At 59.9% G+C, this 12776-nt stretch carries 10 protein-coding genes; 5 read left to right on the top strand and 5 right to left on the bottom strand.

Annotated elements, in window-relative coordinates:
* Nucleotides 1-107: 107 nt before the first annotated feature.
* Complete coding sequence (gene mgrA / locus NQ050_RS01920) at nt 108-1211, top strand: L-glyceraldehyde 3-phosphate reductase (protein WP_257037574.1); 1104 nt, start codon at nt 108-110, stop codon at nt 1209-1211.
* A 20-nt stretch (nt 1212-1231) separates the two neighbouring features.
* Here the strand turns inward: mgrA and NQ050_RS01915 are convergent, their stop codons facing one another.
* Nucleotides 1232-1945 (bottom strand): LysE/ArgO family amino acid transporter, encoded by a 714-nt coding sequence (locus NQ050_RS01915; protein WP_257037573.1) that lies wholly within the window; start codon nt 1943-1945, stop codon nt 1232-1234.
* Nucleotides 1946-2014: 69 nt separating this feature from the next.
* On the opposite strand from NQ050_RS01915, the gene NQ050_RS01910 reads away from it, so the two are divergent.
* The gene (locus NQ050_RS01910) at nt 2015-2905 is read left to right on the top strand and encodes a LysR family transcriptional regulator ArgP (RefSeq protein WP_257037572.1); all 891 of its coding nucleotides are present in this window, start codon (nt 2015-2017) and stop codon (nt 2903-2905) included.
* Here NQ050_RS01910 and NQ050_RS01905 read toward each other — a convergent pair.
* A complete protein-coding gene (locus NQ050_RS01905) occupies nt 2898-3959 on the bottom strand; it encodes a glutathione S-transferase family protein (protein WP_257037571.1) in 1062 nt (353 codons plus the stop codon). The two genes, NQ050_RS01910 and NQ050_RS01905, sit on opposite strands and share 8 nt — an antisense overlap.
* Nucleotides 3960-4219: 260 nt before the next feature.
* On the opposite strand from NQ050_RS01905, the gene NQ050_RS01900 reads away from it, so the two are divergent.
* The 3 genes from NQ050_RS01900 (at nt 4220) to NQ050_RS01890 (ending at nt 7731) form a co-directional block, all read left to right on the top strand.
* Nucleotides 4220-5023, top strand: coding sequence for an HNH endonuclease family protein (locus NQ050_RS01900; RefSeq protein WP_257037570.1), 804 nt, complete (start codon nt 4220-4222; stop codon nt 5021-5023).
* Between the two features lie 128 nt (nt 5024-5151).
* The gene (locus NQ050_RS01895) at nt 5152-6420 is read left to right on the top strand and encodes a DoxX family membrane protein (RefSeq protein ID WP_257037569.1); all 1269 of its coding nucleotides are present in this window, start codon (nt 5152-5154) and stop codon (nt 6418-6420) included.
* 81 nt (nt 6421-6501) lie between these two features.
* Nucleotides 6502-7731: an MFS transporter gene (locus NQ050_RS01890; RefSeq protein WP_257037568.1), complete on the top strand. Its 1230-nt coding sequence runs from the start codon at nt 6502-6504 to the stop codon at nt 7729-7731.
* Between the two features lie 170 nt (nt 7732-7901).
* On the opposite strand, the gene ilvD is transcribed toward NQ050_RS01890, so the two are convergent.
* The 3 genes from ilvD to NQ050_RS01875 all read right to left on the bottom strand — a co-directional run bounded on the left by ilvD (nt 7902) and on the right by NQ050_RS01875 (nt 12017).
* Nucleotides 7902-9740, bottom strand: coding sequence for a dihydroxy-acid dehydratase (ilvD, locus tag NQ050_RS01885; RefSeq protein ID WP_257037567.1), 1839 nt, complete (start codon nt 9738-9740; stop codon nt 7902-7904).
* Between the two features lie 90 nt (nt 9741-9830).
* Complete coding sequence (locus tag NQ050_RS01880) at nt 9831-10379, bottom strand: PH domain-containing protein (protein WP_257037566.1); 549 nt, start codon at nt 10377-10379, stop codon at nt 9831-9833.
* A 33-nt stretch (nt 10380-10412) separates the two neighbouring features.
* A complete protein-coding gene (locus NQ050_RS01875) occupies nt 10413-12017 on the bottom strand; it encodes a mechanosensitive ion channel family protein (protein WP_257037564.1) in 1605 nt (534 codons plus the stop codon).
* Nucleotides 12018-12776: the final 759 nt, after the last annotated feature.

The following is a 12776-nucleotide window of genomic DNA, read 5'->3' as shown; positions in this document are numbered from 1 at the left end:
CACCCATAAACAACACCTACCCCTAGGAGCATTCCGTTACGCGGAACCCTAGGGGTTGTTTGTTGTTTTCGTGGACACGCCGCCCGCAGGTTGGCAAACTGGAGCGCATGAGTTACCGTCTTGATCCCGTTCCGGTATATACACCTTCGTCCACCCGCTACCACGAGATGCAGTATCGCCTCGTGGGGCATTCAGGGTTGCGGCTGCCTGCACTCAGCTTGGGCTTGTGGCACAACTTTGGCGATGACCGCCCATTTGCAAACCAGCGTGACATCGTACGCAGCGCCTTCGATCACGGCATCACACACTTTGACCTGGCCAATAACTACGGCCCACCTCCAGGATCGGCGGAGGAAAACTTCGGCCGAATCCTGCGCAAGGACTTTGCCAACCATCGCCATGAGATGATCATTTCTTCGAAGGCGGGTTGGAACATGGATGCGGGGCCATATAGCTTTGGCGGGTCCAGGAAGTACCTGATGAGTTCATTGGATGCTTCTTTGGAGCGGATGGGCCTGGACTACGTGGATATTTTCTATCATCACCGTCCGGACCCAGATACCCCGCTGGAGGAGACTATCTACGCGCTGCGTGACATCGTGGCTTCCGGAAAGGCCCTGTATGTGGGTATTTCCTCATATGGGCCAGAGCTCACCGCGGAGGCTGCGCAAATGGCTGCGGAGGAAGGTTGCCCGCTGCTCATCCACCAGCCGAGCTACTCCATTTTGAACCGCTGGGTGGAGGAGCCCGGAGAAGATGGGGAATCGCTGCTTGCCTCGGCGGCAGCCAATGGCCTCGGCGTGATTGCGTTCTCTCCACTTGCGCAGGGCCTGCTCACGAACCGCTACCTTGAGGGCGTTCCAGCGGATTCACGCGCTGCGGCTGGTAAGTCACTTGGCATGGACATGCTGCGGGAAGAAAACCTCAAGATGGTGCGGACTCTCAATAGCATTGCAGAGTCCCGTGGCCAATCGCTCGCACAAATGGCTATTGCTTGGGTACTGCGTGAACAGGGTGATTACGGTTCACAGACGGTGGCAAGTGCCCTGATCGGAGCATCCAGTGTGGAACAACTCGAGCACAACCTCAAGGCCCTTGAGAACACGGAGTTCAGCGTGAAGGAGCTCAATGCGATCGATGCCGCTGCGAGTGACGCCGGCATCAACATCTGGGCTGGGGCTACCCGCTCCAAGATTCACGGAGATTCCTAGAAACCCGTGCCCAACTGGTGCTAGTGCATAATCAGCCGTGCGCACAGCACTAGCATCAGCACTCCGATGGCAAGGTTTACCCATGCCCACACCTTTGGTTTGCTCAGCACATGGGCAAATCGGGTGGAGGCGTATGCAATAAAGGGGAACCACAAGAAGCTAGCGGCAAGTGCTCCGAAGGCGAACACCCATCGACCATCGGGTCCGTGTTGGTTTGCCATGCCGCCGAGCATCACGAGTACGTCGATGTACGCAGCTGGATTCAGCCAAGTAAACGCCAGCGCCGCGAGGACCGGCTTGACCCAAGGTCGCGCTGGCTGCGTCGTTACCGCGGGAGCTTGCTTTGTTGCCACCGCGCTGCCGCCGTGGGGCTTGCGGGAGGAAGATGGAGAGCCATTTTTCTTAGCCGGCGAGGGGGATTCGCTGAAGTTGAGGGATTCGCGTTGGGGGCGCAGGCCATCGCGGAAGCAAACGTAGGCGAACCACAGTAGGTAGGCCGCACCCATCCATTTCAGTGCTTCGAGCATAGCCGGTGCGCGGTCCACAAGGGCGCCCACTCCGGCTGTACCACCAAAAATGAGCAAAACGTCTGAGATCATGCACACCACAATCACTGGGATAACGCCTACGCCTTTGATGCCTTGGCGGATAATGAGCGCGTTCTGCGGCCCGATAGCCACGATCAACGAGAGGCCGATGAGAAATCCCGAGATGGCGATAGCAAAAGTGGTCATGGCATCATTTTGGACCCGTTGGTCTATGAAGTAAAACGATAGAAATTAAACTTGATGTAGAATTGCTTCATGAACCCGGTTCACCTGCGCACTTTGCTCGCCATCCTGGACGAGGGCAGCTTTGAGGGGGCTGCATTTCGCTTGGGGATTTCACCCTCCGCGGTGAGCCAACGCGTGAAAGCATTGGAGAAGGAAACGGGCAGGGTGGTGCTGCGCCGGACCATTCCTGTGACGGCAACCCAAGCCGGCGAGGTGCTGGTGCAGGCGGGGCGGCGTTTGGAGTTGCTTCAGGCGGAGACGAGCGCGCTGCTTGGCGAGCAGTTGGCCGCAATCCCGCTGGCAGTCGCCGTAAACGCAGATTCGCTTTCCACATGGTTTCGGCCAATGTATGCCGCAGTGGCTGCGCGCGAAGGCACCACGTTGAGCGTGACGGTGGAGGATGAATCGTACAACCTTGCACTGCTGCAGCGCGGTGACGTCCTCGGGGCAATCGCCAGCACCAAAGAGACCGTGCCAGGCTGCGATGCCGAGTTTTTGGGCATCATGCGCTACGTTGCCGTTGCGAACCCACGGCTATTGGATCGCTACACCAACAACGGAGAAGTGGATTGGCAGCGCCTGCCAGTATTGCGATTCGGCCCGCGCGATCACCTGCAACACAAAAGTCTCCAAAGCAAGCTCAAGGGTGCGAGTTCACGGCAGGTTCCGGTGCATCAAGTACCTAGCTCAGAGGGGTTCATGGAGGCAGCCAGAGTTGGACTTGGATGGGCGCTGCTCCCAGAAACTCAGGCGGTGCCGCTGCTGGAAAGTGGGCAGGTGGTGCGGCTTGATGACGCGCACAATGAAGTCACTTTGTACTGGCATCACTGGCGCCTCGCCTCCGAATCTTTGGAGTGGCTGACCAAGCAGGTGCACAGCATCGCGGCTGAGCACCTGTACCAGCCACCGCCTTCTAGCTAAAAAACTCCACTTGGCCCGCGATTGGATTCTTCACTTCCTCGCCTGCGGGGATCGGGCTGGGCAGTGTCACACCCTGGGCAAACGGGGTGCCGCCGAGGGCCTCGCGGCGATGTTCAGTAAACAGCCCGGAGAGATCAGGGCCCTGGGGCACGATTTGGGTGGGGTTAATGTCAGCGTGCACGATGAAGTAGTGCTGCTTGATCTCGGTGAAGTCCGTGGTATCACCAAACCCTGGGGTTTGGAACAGGTCCCGCAAATAGCCCCACAGTGCCGGCATTTCGGTGATCTTATTGCGGCTTGCCTTGAAGTGGGAGTAGTACACAGCATCAAAGCGAATGAGGGTGGGGTAGAGGTAGATGTCCGCCAACGTGATGTGCTCGCCCACCAAGTAGCGCTGTTTGCTCAGCCGCTCTTCCAGCCAGTCCATGGTGGTCCAGAGGCGGTGATAAGCATCGTTGTAGGCCTCCTGGGTGCCCGCGAAGCCGCAGCGGTACACACCGTTGTTGACCTCAGTGAATACCCGCTTTGTTACTTGGTCGATTTCCTCGCGGAGAGCCTCAGGGTACAAGTCTGGGGCGCCTTCTCGCTCATACGCTGCCCACTGATCATTGAAGTCCTTGGGGATGGATGGGAAGTCGTTGCTCACAATCTCGCCGGTAGTGGTGTCCACGATGGAAGGCACGGTGATGCCGCGTGGGTAATCGGGGAAGCGCTTGAGGTAGGCATCCTTGAGTTTGGGGATGCCCAGTACGGGGTCTACTTCGCCGGGGTCAAGGTCAAAGGTCCAGGAGTCGGCATCATGGGTGGGGCCCACTAGGCCGAGGGAAATAACGTCTTCCAGGCCCTTCAAGCGCCTGGTGATGACTGTGCGGTGTGCCCAAGGGCAGGCGCGGGCAGCGATGAGGCGGTAGCGCCCCGGGGTGACGGGCCAGAGGAAACTTCCGTCTTCCTGCGGGGTTGGTTCGCTAACGGAGTTCACAATGCGGTCAGTGATGTATTGGGTATCGCGGACGTATTCGCCGCCGGTTGCAATGTATGAAGCTTTATTTGACATGTCAACAATCTTAGCCCTAATGCCTTGCTTGAGCAAGGCTTTGTGGGGTGGGGTGGCGCATTTCGAAAATATGTTCTAAGGTGGCGGGTGTCTTGAGGGGACGTGTCCTGCCGCCCTAGTAACGTGCGGTACGCAACCTCATAGGTAGTCCCTCCCCCCTCAGCCTGTGAGGTTGCGCCAAACGTGGAATCAGAAACTGCCGTCCGCTCGGCAGGTGGGTCATGGTGCCGAGCCTCAGACGAACCCGGGAAGGAGGTGGGATGCAGATGGTGCGCAATGCGGTAATTTCCTCCCGCAGGAGAAAAGGCACACGCCATGCCGCAAGGAGGTCAAAGCGTTGGACTGTTGTTGGCATCCTGGGTCTGCTGGTTGCCATTTTCGCCGGTGTGGCCAACCTGCCAGGAAAGCCTCAAATCGGTTCAGGTGGTGTATTCGATCGAGGCCTATTGCCGGCTCAAGACGTCCCAGTATCTACTACTGGGGCTGCTGCGGATGCCTTTGCTTTGCTTTCTGAGCTCGGCGTGCAAGATGAGCTTCCTCTCGGCCTCGCCGAATACCAGCGCTCTGCGTTTGGGCAGCGGTGGAGTGATGACGTGGAGGTGGAGTTCGGGCACAACGGGTGTGACACGCGCAATGACATACTCAAACGCGACCTCCTGAACCCGAGGTTTCGCCCAGGCACCCGGGACTGCGTAGTGGTTTCCGGCACGTTGCAAGACCCTTACAGTGGGACAACTCATGAGTTCCTCCGCGGAGAAGGCACCAGTGACCTCGTGCAAATTGACCATGTGGTGGCATTGGCAAACGCCTGGCGATCAGGTGCGGCCTCCTGGGATCCCGCAACGCGCCAAGCGTTTGCCAACGACCCCAAAAACCTGCAAGCCACCCTCAAGCAGGAAAATCAGCGCAAAGGTGCGCAGGCAGCTGACGGTTGGCTGCCGAGCAACCCCGCATTTGCCTGCGGATACGCCACCGCGCAGATAGAGGTGAAGCATGCATACGCCTTGAGTGTGACCACTGCCGAACGCCAAGCCCTCGTGCAGGCACTACAGACCTGCACCTGAGATCCGCCCCGACCAAGCGCATTCACCAAGCCTCGCTCAGATCCACACTTCACAATGGCCCCAAAATTGACATGGCGCGCCGACACCACCTCCACACATTGCCTTATCCCTGATTTACGCTGGAAAGCATGAGTCAAGACAACACACCAGACCGCGCAAGCGATTTCGACGACGACATCCCAACCTACCGGGAGCCTCAGGCGAATACGCCCAACGCCGATTCCACGCCAAAGAGCGTGTACGAGCGCGCTGGCCGTGTTGCGCCACAATCAATCCCAGCAACCAATACTCCAGCAACCAACTCTCCGGCGGCCTCGCACACCGAAGCTCCGGACGCTTCCGGAGCTGCCGGAGCCGACGCAGGCATCGAAGGTGCAGAGGCCACAAAGGGCACGGTTGGTGCCGAGGGTACTGAAGGCATTGAGGCCCCAGCACAACAACCACAGGAGATCGCAGTGAACAAGCCTCACGACGACGAGCGCAGCAAGCCGCTCGCTTCCGACGCGCCCACCAGCATCTTCGACGCAAAACCTCAAGCCGAGTACCACACCGCGGACTACGAAACCAGAGTGGTTTCTGAGGGTGCGCCAACCACTCAGTACGCCCAGCAGCCGCAGGATCAATACCGCGAAGAATACCGCGACACGGATTTTGCACCTATCGCATCAGCACCCGCTGCTGCGGCACACACCACGGACGCTGCTGCACCAGTGAACTTCGCGCAAACGGCACAGCTAGGACAGCCTCAGGAGCCACTTCCAGGAGCTGCTCCAGCTTCCGCAGTGCCACCTGTGGTAGCTCCCGCGTCCGCAGCTCCAGCAACCAGCGGTTGGGAAACCCCAGCCGAGCAGCAAGAGCCCGTTGGGATGATTGAGCACGCGAAGCGCGGCACCATCGACTTCGGCATTTTCCTGCTTCGCGTGTTCACCGGTGGGTTCTTGGTATTCGACGCCGCCTCCACCTTCTTCGGCTTCGGCCCGTACGAAGGCATCCAGACCCTGGAAAACTTGTACGCGGCGCAGTCTTACAGCCTCCCAGGCCTGTTGGCAGTGCTGATCCCGGCGATGAAGCTCGCCGCCGGCCTGTTCCTCCTGCTCGGACTGGTCCACCCAATCGCTGCAGCAGTGGCCACAGCAGTAACTGCATTCGGAGCAATCGACGCCCTCAACACCCAAGGCCTGAGCAGCATCGGAGATACCAGCAACCCAATCTGGTTAGCCTTCGTTCTGGCTCTGCTCGCACTCAGCCTCCAGTTCACCGGCCCAGGTAAGATCTCCCTGGACTACTCCCGCACCTGGGCGCAACGCCCACTCGCAAGCTCCTGGATCTTCGCAATCGTTGGCATCGCAGGTGCAGTAGCAATGTGGTGGTTCCTAGCTCAGGTCAACCCGCTGTAATGCACAACTGAAACCATCGCAGCAACAAGGCGTGTGCTCACAACGAACATCGTTGAGCACACGCCTTTTCTAAGGAGAAAAGTGAACACAAGACAGCACTCCGCAAGAGTCCTCCGTACCCTCATGGTGGTGCAAATCTGCACAGGACTCGCCAACGGCGCAACGTTTGGCGTAGGCGCCCTCGTTGCCGCCAAATTGGGAGGCACCCAAGCCGGTGGGCTCGCATCCACAATGATCACGCTCGGCTCCGCGCTCACCGCGGTGCCCCTGGCTCGGCTCGTAGCCAGTAAGGGACGCCGCGTCGCTATGACCACGGGCATTGCCACCGGCATGCTCGGTGCGCTGCTCGCAGCAATCGCTGCAAATACAGAATCCTTTGCCCTCGTGATCGCTGCATTCTTCCTCCTGGGCACCACAGGCGCAATCAACCTGCAATCCCGATTCGCCGCCGCTGAAACCGCAGATGAATCCTCACGCGGACGCAACATCTCGCTCGTCGTGTGGTGTACCACCGTCGGCGCCGTGGCAGGCCCCAACCTGCTGCCGCTGGGCGCGTCGGTAGGCGGAATGTTCGGCATTGATCCTTACGCAGCGGTGTTCCTGATCGGCGCACTCGCGCTCCTTGCGGCGCTGCCGCTCGTGCATTTTGGGCTAGCTGGAACGCCAGCGGCAAGGCCGCAGGGCATAACCCAAGAACAGCATGGGGCGGCAGGGTCGCAAGCTGTAGCGAAGGGGGCGTACCTGGTGATCGCGCTGATGGCGGGTGCCCATTTCACTATGGTCGCGCTGATGTCCATGACGCCCGTCCACATGCAGGCGCACGGAGCGGCGATATCTTTGATCGGTATCACGATTTCCCTGCACATCCTGGGTATGTTCGGGTTTTCGCCGGTGTTTGGTATGAGCGTGGATAAGCTCGGCCACACGCTCACCTTGACCCTCGGGTTTGTGCTGCTTGCTGCATCGATTCTCTTGCTGATCTTTATGGGCCAAAGCCACGAATGGGTAGTGGCGGCATTGATTCTGCTTGGGTTGGGGTGGTCGGCTGCGCTTGTGAGCACCTCGGCGATGCTGCAGGAAAAAGTGCCACCACATGTGCGCCCACGCTTCCAGGGGCGCAATGACATGCTGATGAACATCGCCGGTGCATTTGGCGGGCTTATCGCAGGCCCAATCGTGGCGGTGTACGGCATGCCTGCCATGGCGATGGTCTGCGCCGGCGTGCTGTTGGTGCTCACACTCATCGGTGTGCGGGGCTTCACCGCAGCCACAAAGCACCAACGCACAAAAACCCCAAGCCGCACACAATAGGGCTTGGGGTTCTCGGCAGGAGTTCTAGGCAGGAGTTCTAGGCAGGGGTTCTGGGCAGGGGTTCTGGGCAGGGGACTTAGGGCGCCGTAGGGTTCCGACGGGCAGGCTCCGAAACGGCAGTCAGGCGCTCAGGCGCAGGACCGCACTCCCGCGCCTCAATCACCAACTCATTAGTCAACCTGACGCACAGCACCCTTATCCGCGGAGGTAGCCATCTTGGCGTAGGCGCGCAGAGCCTTGGACACTACACGGTCGCGGTTGGGGGTCCAAGGGTTCTCGCTGGCCTCCATCGCCTCGCGGCGCGCCTGAATTTCCTCATCAGAGACGTTCAAAGTGAGCTCGCGCTTTGCCACCGAGATTGTGATGGAATCACCATTTTGTACCAGGCCGATGAGGCCCTTGTGGGCGGCCTCTGGAGAAATGTGGCCGATGGAAAGACCTGAGGTTCCGCCGGAGAAGCGGCCGTCGGTGATCAGCGCGCATTTCTTGCCCAAACCAGCACCCTTGAGGAAGGACGTTGGGTGCAGCATTTCCTGCATGCCTGGGCCACCGGCGGGGCCCTCGTAGCGAATCACCACAACCTCGCCAGGCTGGACTTCGCGCTTGAGGATCATGGAAACCGCAGCCTCCTGGGAATCCACCACGCGGGCGGGGCCCGTGAACTCCCACAGTTCCTCGTCCACGCCAGCGGTCTTCAGCACGGAGCCGTCGGGGGAGAGGTTACCTCGCAGAATGACCAATCCACCGTCTGCGGAGTAGGCGTGCTCAATGTCGTGGATGCAGCCGTTCTCGGTATCCGTGTCCAGGGAGTCCCAGCGAGTGGACTGGCTAAAGGCCTCCGTGGTGCGGATGCCGCCGGGGGCAGCGTGGAAGAGTTCAATGGCTTTGTCGATGGCTTTTCCGCCGCGGATGTCCCAGTCACCCAGCCAGCCGTCTACGGTGTCGTAGGCAACGGTGTGCACGGATTCGTCCAGCAGCCCAGCGCGGTACAGCTCGCCGAGGATCGCGGGGATGCCGCCCGCGCGGTGCACATCTTCAATGTGGTAGGTACCGTTTGGTGCCACCTTGGAGATGCACGGGATGCGGTGGGAAAGTTCGTCGATGTCACGCAGGGTGAAGTCCACCTCGCCCTCCTGGGCCGCAGCCAGGGTGTGCAACACGGTGTTGGTGGAACCGCCCATGGCCATGTCCAGTGCCATTGCGTTCATGAACGCAGCCTTGGTGGCGATGTTACGTGGCAACACGGACTCGTCTTCCTCGCCATAGTAACGCTGGCACATGTCCACGATCATCTCGCCGGCCTGCTCAAACAGCGCCTTGCGGGCGGTGTGGGTTGCCAGGGTGGTGCCGTTGCCGGGAAGGGAAAGCCCCAGTGCTTCGGTGAGACAGTTCATGGAGTTTGCGGTGAACATGCCGGAACAAGAACCACAGGTGGGGCAGGCAGACTGCTCAACTTGGAGGAGGTCTGCGTCAGACACCTCATCGCTCGCCGAGGCCGTCATGGCAGTAATCAAGTCAGTGGGGGCGTGCGCCACACCGTTGACGGCAACCACCTTGCCGGCCTCCATTGGACCGCCGGAAACAAAGATCGCTGGGATGTTCAGACGCAGAGCCGCGTTGAGCATGCCTGGGGTGATCTTGTCACAGTTGGAGATGCACACCATGGCGTCTGCGGTGTGGGCATTGACCATGTACTCCACGGAGTCTGCGATGATCTCGCGTGAAGGCAGCGAGTACAGCATGCCGCCGTGGCCCATTGCAATGCCGTCGTCCACAGCGATGGTGTTGAACTCCTTGGGAACGCCACCCGCAGCGCGCACGGCTTCAGCAACGATGTCTCCCACGTTCTTCAGGTGAACATGGCCTGGCACAAACTGGGTGTAGGAGTTCACAATGGCCACGATTGGCTTGCCAAACTCGTTTTCCTTAGTGCCGGTGGCGCGCCATAAAGCGCGGGCACCTGCGGCATTACGGCCTACGGTGGTGATGCGTGAACGAAGGGGGATCATCTTGGCCTTCCCAAATGAAACGAGAAAAAGAAAGTAAAATTACAGCGTGCGGCTTCAAGCGGAGATTTTCCGACGGAAACCTGTTCAGCCTCAATCCTGAGGCGTATTTTGGGCCTTTTGGGTGGCGGCCTGTTGCTGGCGCTCATGTTCTGCTACGCGCATACGAGCGTACTCCTCATATTCGGATTCGGTCATCAGCACCTCCTCGCCGTCGCGGTTTACCACACGAACCTTTTCATCAACGGCGGCCCGGCCTTGCCCGAGTGCATCGGGAATCCTGCCCGCGGAGGCTTCCTCCAACAAAGGCAGGGAATTGAAGGAAACAGCAGGAAGCGCAACCTTGGTGCCGTCGTGACGCTGTGCAAACGCCTTGGTCCCTTGGAACCCCACACCGGCGAGGTCCTCCCACGCCACCGTGCTCTGGGCCCGAAACGCGGGGGAAGCGGTGATGCCGCGAGCGTCCACTGTGGTTTTCGTGCGCAGCACCCAGAGGAAAAACACTACGGGAAGCGCAAGGAGCAGCAGGTACACCGGGAGCGGCAAGGTGCTCCCCAACACCAAAATCATCAAAAATAGCAATACGGCTACAAAGAGGTTCATGCGGTCTGGGGAAATCACAACTTGTGGTTGTTCGCTCATGAAGCACCATCCTAGTTCAGCGTTGGGGATTTTCTAAGGCGCCACGGCTGCACTCGGAGCGGCACCGGGATTCGCCGTTGGCACCGGCGCTCCGCTGACGTCTGGCGTGGGCTCCGATTCTGCCGTGGGGGCTTGATCCGCTGGTGTTTGGGCAGGCGCGCTCGAGTTCTGATTCAGGGGTGTATCCGCCGTTGGGGTTGGTGTTGGGGTTTGTGGATCTGTTGCGGGGCTGCTGCTCGGTGCCTCAACCACGGCTTCGGGGGTAGTGGTGGGCAGTTCCGACGTCGCCGCGGGGGTGCGTTGCGGCGCGAGCCAGCCGGAGTTGCCGTCCCATTCGTCGCCGGTGTCTACAGAAAAGCCCTTCAGCAGCACCACGGTAAAAAGGCCGAGCAGGAGGAAGGCGGTGGAGACGCGCATCCGCCCACCGAGGGTGATCTTGGAGCGCCAGCCGGTGAGAACCTCATCATCTCGTTCCTTGTGGCCGCCGGGCTGCGCATCATCGTCCTGGAAGTCCAGCTCGTTGGTGGTTGCCGGGTCCTTTTCTGCAAACTCTCCGCGGTTAGGGTCCTGGGCATCCGGGGTGTTGCGGAAGCGCTCTGCACCGTCATCGGCGCTCGTACCTGCGGTTGCAGTCGTGGTGGAAAGTGTTGCCGCAGGCAGCGCCTGAGTTGAAACGTTGCCTTGGATCCCTTGGGTACCTGCCGCGCTGCCTTCCCCTGATTCACTGTGAGGTGCGACGGCGGGGGCGTCGGAAATTGCCGCGGTATGCAGGGTGGACGTGACTGTGCCGTCGAGTGTTGGGGCGGAGCCGTATTCTTGCCAGAATTCCTCGATGATGCTGGTGCGCACGGCGCGCTCTACAGACCACTGCGTGCCGGGGCGAACTTGCACCACAAAGCGCAAGTCAACAGTCCAGGGCATGCCAACGGTGGTTGGCGGGTTGACGGCCACGGATTCGTGAACTTTGAGTTCGCCAAGGATGTTCGGGGCGATGTCTTCCCTTGTCAGCGCTTGGCGGGTGGCGGCGGTGGCGCGGTCGATTGCCTCGTGGATGGAGCTGGAACCGAGCAGAGGGATTGGCATCTTGATCACCGCGGAGGACCAGTAGTTCGAGTTGTTAATCGAAACTCCGGCCTTGGAGTTCGGGATGATCACCGTCTCCTCGGCCAAGGTGCGGATGCGGGTTGCACGCATGGTGATCTGGATGACGGTACCCTCAACCGTGGTGGCGCCGCCTTCAAAACGAACCCAGTCGCCAACACCGTACTGTTTTTCGGAAAGCACGAAGAAACCGGCCAGGAAGTCGGCGATGATGGACTGTGCGCCCAAACCAATTGCAGCGGAGGCCGCCGTGGCGGGGATCGCGGCACCAGCGAGGGAGAAGCCCAACTGCTGGAGCATGAACACGAACACCAGGAAGTAGGCAATCATCTGCGCGATGTAGATAGCCACGCCCGCAAAGGCAAGGTGGGCCTTTGACTCATCTTCATTTTCATCCGCTACCTGGCGTTCCACCAAGCGCATTGCCAGCCGCCCGACGCGCGGCACCAGGAATGCCAGCAAAATGAGCAGCACCAGGTTGATGCCTGTTTCTAGAAACCATGTCCAAGTTCTCGAAAGAATGTAGGTAAACGGCATGAGTTCGATGGTAACGGCTTGAGCGCCAAAGTGTTGCGGGGCCGTCAGCCGTCGATCCGACGCGCGCCGCCGCGCATCGACGCGCACCGCCGCGCATCGACGCTTACCGGGGTGGTGGGGTAGATGGGCGGAATTCTACGGGCACGGAGGCGAAACGGAGGTGAAGCGGAGGCGGGCCGGGAAGGCACGGGGAAGGGACGGGGGAGAGACCGGGGGCAAAATTGCCGGCAAAATGTGGGGGAAACGCGGGGGAAACTCGGGGAAAGCCACAAAATCTCAGCAAATATGTGGAATTGAGCTGGGCGTTGTGTAGAGTATGCAGGCATGAACATTCTTCGACTCGTACTAGTACGCGGTGCGGCGCCTGCCGTGTCGGCTCGCTAGTAGTCGAAACGTCAAGCGCCCTCGTTGCCACCACAAGTGCCAGCGAGGGTTTTTGCCGTCATGGATCACCATGTTCGTGTTGCTGTGGCCGTCAAGGACAGTACAACTTGTATCGCGGCCATAGCAGACCCAAGATCAACAACCGCAGAAAGAAAGAACCTGGAGCAATCCAGGCAGTGAGCAGTGGATTTGCTGGAAGAAACTGCAGCCTCACCACCAGGAATAGCGTGCTGGGATGAGCTAGAGTTTCCTCGAGTGCCGCTAGCGCAGCTCATGCCGCTAGTGCCGCTGCTTGCCTGCCCGTTCTTCCTTTCAGCATCCTTATCGCCTTAAGGAGCAACAAGAGTGGCAGCCTCTCACCAGCCCACCCCACCC

This window comes from Corynebacterium sp. 122RC1, from assembly GCF_024580955.1.
Classification (GTDB): Bacteria; Actinomycetota; Actinomycetes; order Mycobacteriales; family Mycobacteriaceae; genus Corynebacterium; species Corynebacterium kozikiae.
This window is presented reverse-complemented; position numbering and strand designations above follow the sequence as displayed.